The 13,623-nt window shown below is 65.4% G+C and carries 15 protein-coding genes; 3 read left to right on the top strand and 12 right to left on the bottom strand.

All coding sequences use genetic code 11. The features are described 5' to 3' along the window. Nucleotides 1-71: 71 nt before the first annotated feature. Together GTP41_RS02245 and GTP41_RS02240 are read left to right on the top strand one after the other, a co-directional pair. On the top strand, nucleotides 72-521 hold the full coding sequence (locus tag GTP41_RS02245) for a hypothetical protein (RefSeq protein ID WP_161023904.1): 450 nt from the start codon (nucleotides 72-74) through the stop codon (nucleotides 519-521). Further along, nucleotides 475-717, top strand: coding sequence for a hypothetical protein (locus GTP41_RS02240; protein ID WP_161023903.1), 243 nt, complete (start codon nucleotides 475-477; stop codon nucleotides 715-717). Before GTP41_RS02245 ends, GTP41_RS02240 begins: the two co-directional genes overlap by 47 nt. A gap of 36 nt (nucleotides 718-753) precedes the next feature. Here GTP41_RS02240 and paaZ read toward each other — a convergent pair whose 3' ends face one another. From paaZ to paaA, 12 genes are all read right to left on the bottom strand, one after another. Continuing rightward, nucleotides 754-2,799, bottom strand: a complete 2,046-nt coding sequence (gene paaZ / locus GTP41_RS02235; RefSeq protein ID WP_161023902.1) for a phenylacetic acid degradation bifunctional protein PaaZ — start codon at nucleotides 2,797-2,799, stop codon at nucleotides 754-756. A 13-nt stretch (nucleotides 2,800-2,812) separates the two neighbouring features. Next, a complete protein-coding gene (gene paaY / locus GTP41_RS02230; RefSeq protein WP_161023901.1) occupies nucleotides 2,813-3,427 on the bottom strand; it encodes a phenylacetic acid degradation protein PaaY in 615 nt (204 codons plus the stop codon). Between the two features lie 2 nt (nucleotides 3,428-3,429). After that, nucleotides 3,430-4,635 carry a 3-oxoadipyl-CoA thiolase gene (pcaF, locus tag GTP41_RS02225; RefSeq protein ID WP_161023900.1) on the bottom strand — a complete coding sequence of 402 codons (1,206 nt, stop codon included), beginning with the start codon at nucleotides 4,633-4,635 and terminating at the stop codon, nucleotides 3,430-3,432. Further along, nucleotides 4,632-5,948 carry a phenylacetate--CoA ligase PaaK gene (paaK, locus tag GTP41_RS02220; RefSeq protein WP_161023899.1) on the bottom strand — a complete coding sequence of 439 codons (1,317 nt, stop codon included), beginning with the start codon at nucleotides 5,946-5,948 and terminating at the stop codon, nucleotides 4,632-4,634. Before paaK ends, pcaF begins: the two co-directional genes overlap by 4 nt. Before the next feature lie 14 nt (nucleotides 5,949-5,962). After that, the gene (gene paaI / locus GTP41_RS02215; protein WP_161023898.1) at nucleotides 5,963-6,409 is read right to left on the bottom strand and encodes a hydroxyphenylacetyl-CoA thioesterase PaaI; all 447 of its coding nucleotides are present in this window, start codon (nucleotides 6,407-6,409) and stop codon (nucleotides 5,963-5,965) included. Then, nucleotides 6,402-7,958 (bottom strand): 3-hydroxyacyl-CoA dehydrogenase PaaH, encoded by a 1,557-nt coding sequence (gene paaH / locus GTP41_RS02210; RefSeq protein ID WP_161023897.1) that lies wholly within the window; start codon nucleotides 7,956-7,958, stop codon nucleotides 6,402-6,404. Before paaH ends, paaI begins: the two co-directional genes overlap by 8 nt. A 2-nt stretch (nucleotides 7,959-7,960) precedes the next feature. After that, the gene (gene paaG / locus GTP41_RS02205; protein WP_161023896.1) at nucleotides 7,961-8,752 is read right to left on the bottom strand and encodes a 2-(1,2-epoxy-1,2-dihydrophenyl)acetyl-CoA isomerase PaaG; all 792 of its coding nucleotides are present in this window, start codon (nucleotides 8,750-8,752) and stop codon (nucleotides 7,961-7,963) included. Nucleotides 8,753-8,868: 116 nt separating this feature from the next. Beyond that, the gene (paaE, locus tag GTP41_RS02200; protein ID WP_161023895.1) at nucleotides 8,869-9,945 is read right to left on the bottom strand and encodes a 1,2-phenylacetyl-CoA epoxidase subunit PaaE; all 1,077 of its coding nucleotides are present in this window, start codon (nucleotides 9,943-9,945) and stop codon (nucleotides 8,869-8,871) included. 4 nt (nucleotides 9,946-9,949) lie between these two features. After that, nucleotides 9,950-10,498 (bottom strand): 1,2-phenylacetyl-CoA epoxidase subunit PaaD, encoded by a 549-nt coding sequence (gene paaD, locus GTP41_RS02195; protein WP_161023894.1) that lies wholly within the window; start codon nucleotides 10,496-10,498, stop codon nucleotides 9,950-9,952. Then, nucleotides 10,498-11,250 carry a 1,2-phenylacetyl-CoA epoxidase subunit PaaC gene (paaC, locus tag GTP41_RS02190; protein ID WP_161023893.1) on the bottom strand — a complete coding sequence of 251 codons (753 nt, stop codon included), beginning with the start codon at nucleotides 11,248-11,250 and terminating at the stop codon, nucleotides 10,498-10,500. Before paaC ends, paaD begins: the two co-directional genes overlap by 1 nt. 12 nt (nucleotides 11,251-11,262) lie before the next feature. Continuing rightward, entirely contained in the window at nucleotides 11,263-11,547 is a 285-nt protein-coding gene (paaB, locus tag GTP41_RS02185) for a 1,2-phenylacetyl-CoA epoxidase subunit PaaB (RefSeq protein ID WP_161023892.1), read from the bottom strand. Nucleotides 11,548-11,558: 11 nt separating this feature from the next. Continuing rightward, nucleotides 11,559-12,548 carry a 1,2-phenylacetyl-CoA epoxidase subunit PaaA gene (gene paaA, locus GTP41_RS02180; protein WP_161023891.1) on the bottom strand — a complete coding sequence of 330 codons (990 nt, stop codon included), beginning with the start codon at nucleotides 12,546-12,548 and terminating at the stop codon, nucleotides 11,559-11,561. A gap of 122 nt (nucleotides 12,549-12,670) precedes the next feature. On the opposite strand from paaA, the gene paaX reads away from it, so the two are divergent. Then, nucleotides 12,671-13,597: a phenylacetic acid degradation operon negative regulatory protein PaaX gene (gene paaX, locus GTP41_RS02175; protein WP_161023890.1), complete on the top strand. Its 927-nt coding sequence runs from the start codon at nucleotides 12,671-12,673 to the stop codon at nucleotides 13,595-13,597. Nucleotides 13,598-13,623: the final 26 nt, after the last annotated feature.

Below are 13,623 nucleotides of genomic sequence, written 5' to 3'. Positions count from 1 at the left end.
CTTTTGCGCACGATTTCCAGCTTCACAATGGTTTCATACCGGGCGCACAATGGGCCGCTATCGTGGCGGCCATGGACAACTACATCTCCCTCCCGCGCGCCTTGTGCGCCTACCTGGCCGCCGTCACCATCGCAGCGCTGGTCTTCGTGTTGCCGCGCTTTACGCCTGCCACGCTGGTGCTGGCGTGGATCCTGGCCTTTGTGGCAGCCTTGCTGCCGTATGCGGCTGGCATCGCCTATGCCAACTGGCGCGGCATCCGCAGCTGGCGCTATTTCGTGGGCGGCGGCGCGGCGACGACGCTGCTGTATGCGCCGCTGCTGGCGGCAATCCACCGGCCCGCGCACTTCTTCGGTCTGCTGCCATGGCTGGTGCTATCCGGCCTGGCTGCCGGGACGGTCGCGCGCTGGCTTGTGATACAGTCGCCGCACAATGAAAATCCTGATCCTGTTAATCAGCTTCCTGCTGGTGGCCGCCATGGTCGCGGACCGCTTGCGCCAGTGGCGCGGATCGCGCCGCAATGAACGCGGCGCGTGCGCGCTGTGCGCCGCCGAAATCAAGTGGAATACCTACGAAGAGCTGCCGCTGGCCAGCGGCGGCGGCGCGAAGATGCGGGTGTGCCAGCGCTGCCACGCGCGCCATTACAAGATCAAATGGACGGCCGCAGCCCTGATCGTGCTTGGCTTTGCCGGCGCGATCTACATCCTGGCGGCCGCTTAACAGCGGCGGCCAGGATGCGCGCCACAAGCAGCGCCGTCAGGCGCGCTTGGAGACCAGCGTCAGGATGTCGTAGCTGGCCACCAGTTCGTCGTTCTGGTTGGTCACCTGTACGTCCCACGCGACGACGCCCTGGCCGCGGCCCTGGTCGTCGGTGCGGTTGCGGTCGACCTTACGCTTGCAGGTCAGGCGCGCGCGGATGGTGTCGCCGATTGCCACCGGGGTGATGAAGCGCAGGTTGTCCAGGCCATAGTTGGCCAGTACCGGGCCGGGCGCCGGCGATACGAACAGGCCCGCAGCGGCAGACAGCACGAAGTAGCCGTGCGCGATGCGCTTGCCGAACTGGGTGTCTTTGGCTGCGATCTCATCGAAGTGCATGTAGAAGTAGTCGCCCGAGATGCCGCCGAAGTTGACGATGTCGGCTTCGCTCACGGTGCGGCGGTGGGTCAGCAGGGAATCGCCCATCTGCAGGTCTTCAAAGCACTTGCGGAACGGATGCACATCGCTTTCGCGCACGGCGCCACCGCGCACGTATTCGCCGGTGATGGCGGACAGCATGGTCGGCGAGCCTTGCACTGCGGCGCGTTGCAGGAAGTGGCGCACGGCGCGGATGCCACCCAGTTCTTCGCCGCCGCCGGCGCGGCCCGGGCCGCCGTGTTTCAGCTGCGGCAGCGGCGAACCGTGGCCGGTGGAGTCAACCGAGGATTCGCGGTCCAGCACGTGCACGCGGCCGTGCGAGGCGGCGGCGATCGGCACGGCGTAGGCGGCGATGGCGGGGTCTTTGGTGATCAGCGACGACACCAGCGAGCCTTTGCCGCGCGCCGCCAGTTCCAGCGCTTCGTCGATGCCGTCGTAGGTCATCATGGTACTGACCGGGCCGAAGGCCTCCACATCGTGCACCGCGTCGTTGCTCAAGGCATTACGGCACAGCAGCAGGGTCGGTGCGAAGAAGGAACCGTTTTCCACGCCCTCGCCCACCAGCTTCAGCGCGCCCGCGCCGCCGAACAGGATCTCGTTGCCCTGCGCCAGTTGCGCCACACGCTCGGCGACGTCTCGCTGCTGGTCCTTGGAGGCCAGCGCGCCCATGCGTACGCCTTCCACCGATGGATCGCCCACCACCACCTTGGCCAGGCGCTCGCGCAGCTTATCGGCCACCGCGTCGGCATGCTGGCGCGGCACGATGATGCGGCGCACGGCGGTACATTTCTGGCCGGCCTTGGTGGTCATTTCGCGCTGTACTTCTTTCACGAACAGGTCGAACTCGGGATCGTCCGGGGTCACATCCGGCGCCAGGATGGCGCAGTTCAGCGAATCCGCCTCGGCGGTGAACGGCACCGAATTGGCGATCAGGTTGCGGTTGGCGCGCAGCTTGGCGGCCGTGTCGGCGGAACCGGTGAAGGTCACCGCGTCGGCGCCGCCCAGGCGGTCCAGCAGGTCGCCGGTGCTGCCGATGACCAGCTGCAACGCGCCTTCCGGCAGCAGGCCGGATTCATTGATCATGCGGATCAGGGCTTCGGTCAGGTAGGAGGTGGCGCTGGCCGGCTTGCCGATGCACGGCATGGCTGCCAGGAAGGACGGCGCGAATTTCTCCAGCAGGCCCCAGATCGGGAAGTTGAAAGCATTGATATGCACAGCAATGCCGCCACGCGGCACCAGGATGTGGGTGCCGGAGAAGCCGCCGCGCTTGCCCAGCGCCATGGCCGGGCCTTCGTGCAGCACGTTGGACGACGGCAGCTCGCGGCTGCCCATGCTGGCGTAGGCGAACAGGGTACCGATACCGCCCTCCACGTCGACCCAGCTGTCCGGGCGGGTGGCGCCGGTCAGGTGCGAAATCGCGTACAGCTCTTCCTTGCGCTCCATCAGGTAGGTCGCCAGTGCTTTCAGGCGCTGGGCGCGGGTCTGGAAGTCCAGCTTCATCAGCGCCGGGATGCCGGTCTTGCGGCCGTAGTGGACGGCTTCGGCGAAGTCGATTTGCTCCGCGTGGGTGTGGTAGATGACGCGGTTGTCCAGGGCGCTGTGCAGCGCGGTCGCGGCTTCCTTGCCTTGCCAGCGGCCGCCGATGAAGCTTTGCAGGGTGTGTACCATTTCGTAGTCTCCGTTATTTATTCTCGAATGCTTGCTTGTGCAGGTGCATGGGCAGCGAGCTGTCCCACTCCATGCGTGGGCGGTCGGGCGCCGCCGCGCTGTCCGGCTGGCATTCGCGCATGGTCTGCGCCGAACGCACCGCCAGCTCGTGGTACTGGTGGGTGCCCGAGCCTTTCCATTTCAGTTCCGTCTCCGTCACCTCGCGCAGGATGCGCGCCGGGGCGCCGACCACCATGCTGCGCGGCGGGATCTGCATGCCCGCTTTGACGAACGCCGTGGCGCCGATGATGCTCTCCGCGCCGACCACGGCGTTGTCCATCACCACGGCGTTCATGCCGACCAGCGCATTGCGGCCGATGCGGCAGCCGTGCAGCACGGCGCCGTGCCCGATATGGCCGTCCTGCTCCACGACAGTGTCGCCGCCCGGGAAGCCGTGCATCACGCAGGTGTCCTGCACATTGGCGCCCTCCTCCAGGATCAGGCGGCCAAAGTCGCCGCGCAGCGATGCCAGCGGCGCGACATAGCAGCGCGGGCCGACGATCACGTCGCCGATCAGCACGGCGGTCGGGTGCACGTAGGCGGTGGGATGGACCACCGGGCGCACGCCGTTAATCTCGTAGCACGGCATGCTCAGACCCGTTCGATCACGAGCGCGATGCCCTGGCCGACGCCGATGCACATGGTGCACAGCGCATAGCGGCCGCCGGTGCGCTCCAGCTGGTTCAGCGCGGTCGTTACCAGGCGCGCGCCGGAGGCGCCGAGCGGGTGGCCGATGGCGATGGCGCCGCCGTTCGGGTTCACGCGGGCGTCGTCGTCGGCCAGGCCGAGGTCGCGCGTGACCGCCAGGCCCTGCGCGGCGAAGGCTTCATTCAGCTCGATCACGTCCATCTGTTCAATGCTCAGGCCCAGTTGCGCCAGCAGCTTCTTGCTGGCGGGCGACGGGCCAAAGCCCATGATGCGCGGCGCCAGGCCGGCGGTGGCCATGCCCAGCACCTTGGCGCGCGGCTTCAGGCCGAACTTGTCCACGGCGGCGGCGGACGCCAGCAGCAGCGCACAGGCGCCGTCGTTGACGCCGGAGGCATTGCCGGCGGTGACCGAGCCGTCCGGCTTGACCACGCCTTTCAGCTTGGCCAGCGCCTCGATCGTGGTGTCCGGGCGCGGATGCTCGTCGGTGTCGACGACTTTCGCCTCGCCTTTCTTCTGCGGGATGGTGACCGGCACGATCTCGCCCTTGAAGAAGCCGGCCGCATGGGCGGCGGCCCAGCGCTGCTGGCTGCGGATGGCGAAGGCGTCCTGGTCGGCGCGCGCCACGGACCATTGCTCGGCCACGTTCTCCGCCGTCTCCGGCATGGAGTCGATGCCGTACTGCGCCTTCATCAACGGGTTGACGAAGCGCCAGCCGATGGTGGTGTCTTCGATCTTGGCGGCACGCGAGAAGGCGCTGTCGGCCTTGCCCATCACGAAAGGCGCGCGGGTCATGCTCTCCACGCCGCCGGCGATCACCAGTTGCACTTCGCCGGCCTTGATGGCGCGCGCCGCCATGCCCACCGCATCCAGCGAGGAGCCGCACAGGCGGTTGATGGTGGTGCCCGGCACTTCCACCGGCAGGCCGGCCAGCAGGCCCGCCATGCGGCCCACGTTGCGGTTGTCTTCGCCGGCGCCGTTGGCGCAGCCGTAGTAGACGTCGTCCACCTGCTTCCAGTCCACCGACGGGTTGCGCGCCATCAGGGCCGCGATCGGGATCGCCGCCAGGTCGTCGGCACGTACGCCGGCCAGGGCGCCGCCGTAGCGGCCGAAGGGGGTGCGCACGGCGTCGCAGATGAATGCTTCAATCATTTCTGTTCCTTAGGTCGTTTGTCTACTACACGTTTGGCTTTGCCGGTCGCGGTGCGCTCGATGCCGCCGACACCCAGCAGGGTGACGGTCGTGCTCACGCCGACATTGGTCTTGATGCGCTGCTCCAGTTCGCGCGCCACGTCGCTGGCGTCGGCGCGCGCCAGGCCGGCGCGCAGCTCCACCAGCACTTCCAGCTTGTCCAGGTGGCCGTCGCGAGTCACCACCAGCTGGTATTGCGGTTCGAGCTTGGGCAATTTGCAGATCTGCTCCTCGATCTGGGTCGGGAAGACGTTCACGCCGCGGATGATCAGCATATCGTCGGAGCGGCCGGTGATCTTGCCGATGCGGCGCATTGAGCGCGAGGTCGGCGGCAGCAGGCGCGTGAGGTCGCTCGTGCGGTAGCGGATCACGGGCATGGCTTCCTTGCTGAGCGAAGTGAACACCAGCTCGCCCTCCTCGCCGTCGGGCAGCACCTCGCCGGTTTCGGGGTCGATGATCTCCGGGTAGAAATGGTCTTCCCAGATCACCGGGCCATCTTTCGATTCAATGCACTCGCTGGCGACGCCCGGCCCGATCACTTCCGACAGGCCGTAGATATCGACCGCGTCGATGCCGGCGCGCTGTTCGATCTCGGCGCGCATGGCATTGGTCCACGGCTCTGCGCCGAAGATGCCGACCTGCAGCGAGGATTTGGCGCAGTCCAGGCCCTGGCGCTGGAATTCCTCAACGATGTTCAGCATATAGGACGGCGTGACCATGATGATGGACGGCTTGAAGTCCTGGATCAGCTGCACCTGCTTTTCGGTCTGCCCGCCCGACATCGGGATCACGGTGCAGCCCAGGCGTTCCGCGCCATAGTGCGCGCCCAGGCCGCCGGTGAACAGGCCGTAGCCATAGGAGATATGCACCATGTCGCCCGCGCGGCCGCCGGCGGCGCGGATGGAGCGCGCCACCACATCGGCCCACATGTCGACGTCGCGCTGGGTATAGCCGACCACCGTCGGCTTGCCGGTGGTGCCGCTGGATGCATGCACCCGTACCACCTTCTCGCGCGGCACGGCGAACAGGCCGAAAGGATAGTTGTCGCGCAGGGTTTTCTTGCCCGTAAACGGGAATTTGGCCAGGTCGGCCAGCGCTTTCAGGTCGCTCGGATGCACGCCTTTGGCGTCAAAGGCTTCGCGGTAATGCGCAACATTGTCGTAAGCGTGCTGCAGCGACCATTTCAGGCGCTCCAGCTGCAAGGCTTGCAGCTCGTCGCGGCTGGCGCGCTCGATCGGCTCCAGGTCGTTTGGTGCGGGGATGCGTTGAACCATTACAAAACACTCCTTCAGCTATGCGTCGGAACCACCTCTCCTGCCACGCGGTGCGATTTGCCACGGAAGGTGGCGATCATCTTGCCCTCCTGGTTGGTGACGTTGACATCGTAGATGCCGGTCTTGCCGGCCAGCGTGCGTTCCACCGCCTCCGCCATCAGCACGTCGTCCAGCCGCCCGGGGGCCAGGTAGTCGATCGTGCAGCCCGCGCCTACCGTCGTGTGGTTATGGCTGTTGCACGCAAAGGCGAAGGCGCTGTCGGCCAACGCAAAGATAAAGCCGCCGTGGCAAGTCTGGTGCCCGTTCAGCATATCGGTCCGCACCGGCATGCTCATACGCGCATAGCCGGGCCGGATTTCCACCAACTTCATACCCAGGCCCTGACTGGCGGGGTCGCGCGCGAACATCGCCGCGCCGGCTGCTTCCGCCAGGGCCTGTGGATTCATCCTGGGGTTATGCATGGATCGTCTTCCCGCTTTGCTGGCGGCGGCGCAGCAGCGGCGACACGCGGTAGCGGTCCTCGCCATAGCTCGCGGCCAGGTTCTCCAGCACGGCGACGATGTGCTGCACGCCCACCAGGTCGGCCCAGGCCAGCGGCCCGCGCGGATAATTGACGCCCTTCTGCATCGCCAGGTCGGCCGCCTGCGCGCTGCAGACGCCCTGGTTGACGGCATCCGCCGCCTCGTTGGCCAGCATGGCGACGGTGCGCATCACGGCCAGGCCGGGTACGTCGTCCAGGCGGGTTACGGTGAAACCGGCCGCCTGGAACATGCCGATGGCGGCGATCAAGGCGCGCTCGCTGCACTGGTCCGAGCAGCTGATGGCGATGCGCGGCGAAGCGCCGTAATCGAATACCAGGTCGTACAGCACCATGTCGTCGTGCTTGTCTTCGCGCGCGCGCCGGGTGGCACTGCGGCCGTCGGTCAGATAGATGGCGGCGCCGTTGCAGTGGAAGGCCGGCGCCTCGTGCGAGCGGTGTCCTTCGGCCGAATTGCGCTTGGTGACGGCCACGCCGCGCGCCTTCAGGCGCTCGATGATGGCGGTGGCGATGCCGGTGTGCTGCTCGCCCGGCTCAAAGCTATAGCCGATATATTCCGGCAGCGGCTGCGGCGCTTCGGCGCGCGGCTGCGGCGCGGTTGCGCCTTCGCTGTAGTCGTAGAAGCCGCGCCCTGTCTTGCGACCCAGGAAGCCGGCATTCACCATCTCTTGCTGCAGTACGGATGGCGTGAAGCGCGGGTCGTTGTAATAGGCGCGGAAGACGGATTCGGTGACGGAGTGGTTCACGTCGTGGCCGATCAGGTCCATCAGCTCAAAGGGGCCCATGCGGAAGCCGCCGCCTTCGCGCATCACCGCGTCGATGGTGGCGGCATCGGCGGCCTGCTCGTTCAGCAGGCGCCAGCCCTCCGCGTAGTAAGGGCGCGCCACGCGGTTGACAATGAAGCCCGGCGTGGACTTGGCATGCACAGGGTTCTTGCCCCAGGCGATGGAGGTGTCGTAGACCGTTTCCGCCACGGCGGCGTCGGTGGCCAGGCCGCTGATCACCTCCACCAGCGCCATCAGCGGCACCGGGTTGAAGAAGTGCATGCCGACCAGGCGCTGCGGCTTGCGCAGCTTGGCGGCGATGGCGGTGACGGAGATCGAGGAAGTGTTGGTGGCGAGGATGGCGTCGTCGCCGACGATGCCTTCCAGGTCGGCGAACAGGCTGCGCTTGACGTCCAGGTTTTCGACAATGGCTTCGACCACCAGCTTGGCATCGGCCACGTCGCCCAGGCCTGCCACGCCGTGCAGGCGGGCGCGCGCGGCATCGGCATCGGCGGCGCTCATCTTGCCTTTTTCAACCAGCTTGCCATACACCTTGCCGATATCGGCGATCGCCTTGTCCACCGCTTCGGCGCGGGTGTCGAACAGCTTGACCGTGTAGCCGGACGCCGCCGCCACCTGCGCAATGCCGGAACCCATTGCCCCGCTGCCGATGACGGCAACGACGCTGCCTTTCGCCAGTGCCGTCATGCCTATTCCCCTTTGAAGTTTGGTGCGCGCTTGTTGATGAAGGCGTCCACGCCTTCGCGGTAGTCGTGGCTGTAGCCCAGCTCGCGCATCATTTCGCCTTCGAGCTTGAGCTGGTCGGCCAGGGTGTTGCCGTAGCTGGCTTGCAGCGCGCGCTTGGTGAACGCCAGGCCCTTGGTGGGCGCGCTGGCGAAGTGCTTGGCCATGGCCATGGCTTCGTTCATCAGTTCTTCGTCCGGCACGGCTTTCCAGATCAGGCCCCATTGCTCGGCGCGTTCGGCGGACAGCTTTTCGCCCAGCATGGCGAGGCCGGTGGCGCGCGCGTGGCCGATCAGGCGCGGCAGGTGCCAGGTGCCGCCGGTGTCCGGGATCAGGCCCAGTTTGCAGAAGGCTTCGATGAAGCTGGCGGATTTGGCGGCGAGGACGATGTCGCAGGCCAGGGCCAGGTTGGCGCCGGCGCCGGCGGCCACGCCGTTCACGGCGCAGATGACGGGCATGGGGAGTTCGCGCAGGGCGAGCACCAGGGGGGCGTAGAATTTTTCGACGGATTCGCCGAGGTCGACGGCATCGCCGCCGGGGGCGACGGCGCGGTCGCCCAGGTCCTGGCCGGCGCAGAAGCCGCGGCCGGCGCCGGTCAGGAGCAGGACGCGCACGGACTTGTCGGCGCGCAGTTGCGCCAGCGCTTCGCGTACTTCGAGGTGCATCGCCTGGGTGAAGCTGTTCAGCTTATCGGGGCGGTTCAGGGTCAGGGTGGCGATGCCTTCGGCGATGCTGAATTTGATGTTCTCGTAGGTCAATTTTGTCTCCTTTTAAACCGGTAACCCGGTGCCTGACCCGCAGGGTCAGACACCGGTACGCGGCGTTCGCAGGTCCGGTGTCTGACCCTGCGGGTCAGACACCGCTTTGCCGGTTTTTATTCAGCCTGGTCGAAATCGACGACCACTTTATCAGTCACCGGGAAAGCCTGGCAGCTCAATACGAACCCACGCGCGATCTCGTAGTCTTCCAGCGCGTAGTTGACATCCATATCGACCTTCCCCTCCACCATCTTGCAGCGGCAGGTCGAGCAAACGCCGCCTTTGCACGAGTAGCGCATATCCAGCCCCGCGCGCAGGCCCGCATCGAGGATCGACTCCTTGTCCTTCTCCATGGTGAACGAAGCGGCATTGCCATCCATGATCACGGTCACTTCGGTCAGGTGCGGCGCTTCAGCCACGGCAGCGCGCGGCTTATGCTGGTGTTTCGGAATACTCGCCGCAAACAGCTCGATCTTGATCGCAGCCTTCGGCATGCCCGCCTCCTGCAGCGCAGCCGAGACGCCCAGCATCATGTCCTCCGGCCCGCAGATGAAGGCATTGTCGTAGTCCTTGATATCCACCCAATGCTGCAGGAACTGCTGCGTCTTCTCCTTGGTGATACGGCCGTTGAACAGCTCAATATCCTGCTGCTCGCGCGACATCACATACACGATGTTCAAGCGCTCCAGGTAGGTATCCTTCAGCTCCATCAGCTCCGTCTTGAAGATCACCGACGACGACGCGCGGTTCCCATAGAACAGCGTAAAGCGGCTGTTCGGCTCCGTCAGCAGCGTGGTCTTGATGATCGACAGGATAGGCGTAATGCCGCTACCCGACGCAAACGCCAGGTAATTCTTGCTATTGCCCGCATCCAACGGCACATTGAAGTGGCCCATCGGCGGCATCACCTCGATGGTGGCGCCGGGCTTCAGCGTATCGTTGGCCCAGGTCGAGAACTGGCCGCCCGGCGTGCGCTTGATCGCCACGCGCAGCGCGCCGTCCTGCACCGCCGAGCAGATCGAATACGAACGGCGCAGGTCTTCATCATTGATGGTCGCGCGCAGGGTCAGGTGCTGGCCCTGCTGGTACTTGAAGCTGTCCTGCAATTCCGCCGGCACGGCGAAGGTGACGGCGATGCAGTCGCGCGTCTCCTGCTGCACATTGGCGACGGACAGTGGATAGAATTTGCTCATGGTCTCAGTGGCACTTGAAGTAGTCGAAAGGCTCGCGGCAATCGAGGCACTTGTACAGCGCCTTGCACGGAGTGGAGCCGAACTGGCTGGTGATCTCGGTATGGCTGGAGCCGCAATGCGGGCAAACGACTTGCGGCGCCGGCACCGCGCCGCGCGCCACACCGGCACGCAGCGCGTCGAACGGCGCGGCTGGCGCAGTGCGCGGCGAGCGCAAGCCGCTGATATCGATAACGCTCTGCGCCGGCGGGGCAATGCCGTAGCCTTTCAGCTTGGCCTTGCCGGAAGTGCTCATCCAGTCCGTGGTCCACGCCGGCGACAAGCGCGTGATGATGTCCACCTGGCGGATGCCGGCGTCGCGCAAGGCGCTCTGCACCGCATCGGCAATCACCTGCATGGCCGGGCAGCCGGAATACGTCGGCGTAATCGTCACCGCGCACGAAGAAGGCCCGGTCACCTGCACATCGCGCACGATGCCCAGGTCCACCACCGAAATCACCGGGATCTCAGGGTCGGAAACCTGCTCCAGCAACTCCCATACGCGGCCCGCGTCCATTACCACTCCGAGCCGGGATAGGCGCGCTGCAGGAACTGCATCTCGGCCAGCAGGTAGCCCAGGTGCTCGCTATGGCGGCCTTGCTTGCCGCCTTTCTGCATCCACGCATCCGACGGCGGCATGCTCAATGTCGCCTCGCCGAGGATATCCGACACATGCGACAGCCACTGCTCGCGCAGGGCAGCGCTGGCAGGCGCCACGCCCTCGGCCACCATGGCCTCGTCCACCGCGTCGTAATTGAACACCTCACCCGTGTACATCCACAGCTCATCGACCGCGGTCTGGGTGAAGCGCTTGCTGGTTTCCGTGCCGTCGCCCAGGCGCACGATCAGGTCGCCGCTGCGGCGCAGGTGATAGGTCACCTCCTTCAGCGACTTCTCCGCGATTTCCGCAATGCGTGGATCGGAAGAACGCGTCAGGGAACCGATCAGGAAGTAATGCCAGGTATCGAAGAAGAACTGGCGCACCAGCGTGTGCGCATAATTCCCGTTCGGCTGCTCCACCAGCAGCACATTCTTGAAATCGTGCGCATCGCGCAGGTAAGCCAGCTTGTCCTCATCGCGGCCCTGGCCCTCCAGCTCCGCCGCATAGGTGTACCACATGCGGGTCTGGCCAAGCAGGTCCAGCGACACATTGGACAGCGCCATATCCTCTTCCAGCGCCGGGCCCTTGCCGCACAACTCGCACAGGCGCTGGCTCAGCACCATGGCGTTATCGCCCAGGCGCAGCAGGTAATTGACCTTGTTATCCATCGCAGCCGCGCCTTACAGGTTCTTCACTTCTTCCGGCATCGGGAAGAAGGTCGGGTGGCGGTACACCTTGCTGTTGGAAGGCTCGAACAGCGGGCCCTTGTCGCCGGGCGCGCTGGAGACGATATCGGCCGCGCGCACCACCCAGATGCTCACGCCCTCATTGCGGCGCGTGTACACATCGCGCGCATTGTTGATCGCCATCTCCGCATCCGGCGCATGCAGGCTGCCCACATGCTTGTGCGCCAGCCCGTGCTGGCTGCGGATGAACACTTCCCACAGTGGCCATTCTTTGCTCATCTTGTCTCCTCTCAGGCCGCAGCCTGCTCCTTATTATGTTTGTCGGCATAGGCCACCAGCGCATCGCGGAACCACTCGCCATCCTCATAGGCCTTAACGCGTGTGCGCAGGCGCTCGCGGTTGCACGGGCCGTTGCCCTTCAGGACCTGGTGGAACTCCTCCCAATCGATCTCGCCGAAGTCGTAGGAGCCGCGCTCCGCGTTCCACTTCAGGTCAGGATCGGGCACGGTCAGGCCCAGGAATTCCGCCTGCGGCACGGTTTGATCGACCATGCGCTGGCGCAGTTCATCGTTCGAGAACAGCTTGATGCGCCAGGCGCTCGATTGCGCGCTGTTGACGGAGGCCGCATCGGACGGGCCGAACATCATCAGCGACGGCCACCACCAGCGGTTCAGCGCATCCTGCGCCATCGCCTTCTGCTCCGGCGTGCCCTTGGCCAGCGACATCATGATGTCGTAGCCCTGGCGCGCGTGGAAGGACTCCTCCTTGCAGACGCGGATCATGGCGCGCGAATACGGACCATACGAGCAGCGGCACAGCGGGATCTGGTTGATGATGGCCGAGCCATCCACCAGCCAGCCGATGGCGCCCATATCGGCCCAGCTCAGGGTCGGGTAATTGAAGATCGACGAGTATTTGGCCTTGCCGCTGTGCAGGGCCGCCAGCAACTCATCGCGCGACACGCCCAGGGTTTCCGCGGCGCTGTAGAGATAAAGGCCGTGGCCCGCCTCATCCTGGATCTTGGCCAGCAGGATCGACTTGCGCTTCAGGGTCGGCGCGCGGGTCACCCAGTTACCCTCAGGCAACTGGCCGACAATTTCCGAGTGGGCGTGCTGGGAGATCTGGCGAATCAGGGTCTTGCGGTAGGCCTCCGGCATCCAATCCTTCGGCTCGATCTTGATGCCGGCGTCGATGCGCGCCTGGAACTCACGCTCCTGCGCGTCCATATCTTCTGCGGTCTGGACCTTCTTCAGGCCGGTTTCCACCATTTGTGCGTACATAAGGAGGGCCTCCTTGTTCGGGATAGACTCATAATACGATACAAAAACACGTTTGCAAACGAATTTTGTGTGTCATTTAAAAAATCTGTATCCAGATCAATGACAAGTATAGAATTAGTTCTATGCAAAAAAACCAGAACATCAATAGCTGGATAGAACAATTCCTGGCCGCCGAGCCGCCGCGCTCGAAATCGCTGGTGATGACCATTTTTGGCGACGCCATCGTGCCGCACGGCGGCATGGTGTGGACCGGCAGCCTGATCGAGCTATTGGCCCCTTTCGGCGTGAACGACCGCCTGCTGCGCACCTCCGTCTTCCGGCTGGCGCAGGAAGGCTGGCTGGGCGCCCAGCGCGACGGCCGCCGCAGCTCCTACGCCATCACGCCCGACGCCATGCGCCGCTTCAGCCGTGCCTTCCGCCGCATTTACGCCCCGTTGACCGCGCACTGGAACGGCCAATGGACCCTGGTGCTGGCCGCCGACGGCCTGGACGCCCCCGCCCGCAGCCAGTTGCGCAAGGAACTGCTGTGGGAAGGCTACAGCGTGATCGCGCCCGGCATTGCCGGCCATCCCGCCGGTGATATGGAAGCGCTGGAAGCCCTGCTCTCACGCCTGGGCCTGCTGTCCAAAGTGTACGTGGTGCAAGCCACCGAAGTGCCCGGCCTGCGCGCCCGCCCAATGGGCGACATGGTGGCCGAAGGCTGGGACCTGAGCGAGGTCATCGCCGGCTACGAGAGGTTCGCCGCCCAGTTTGAAGGCTTGCCCGCCCTCTTGGCTGACGCGGGCCAGGTCGATCCGCAACAAGCCTTTGTCCTGCGCACGCTGCTGATCCACGCCTACCGCCGAGTTCAGTTGCACGACCCGCAGCTGCCAGTCGAATTGCTGCCCAACCCATGGCCCGGCGCCCGCGCCTACGAACTGGCCAGCCAGCTCTACCACGCCCTCAGCGCCCCCGCCGAGCAGCACATCCTCGCTACCCTGCGACGCGAAGACCCCAGCGCCCCCCAGCCCGAATCCAGCTTCTACCACCGCTTCGGCGGCCTCCGCTAAGTCCGCAATAAAATGTCCACCTTTCT

It is taken from the genome of Pseudoduganella guangdongensis, from assembly GCF_009857475.1.
In the GTDB taxonomy this organism is placed as follows: Bacteria; Pseudomonadota; Gammaproteobacteria; order Burkholderiales; family Burkholderiaceae_D; genus Rugamonas; species Rugamonas guangdongensis.
Note: the sequence above shows the minus strand (reverse complement) of the source record. Positions and strands in the feature narration are given on the sequence as shown.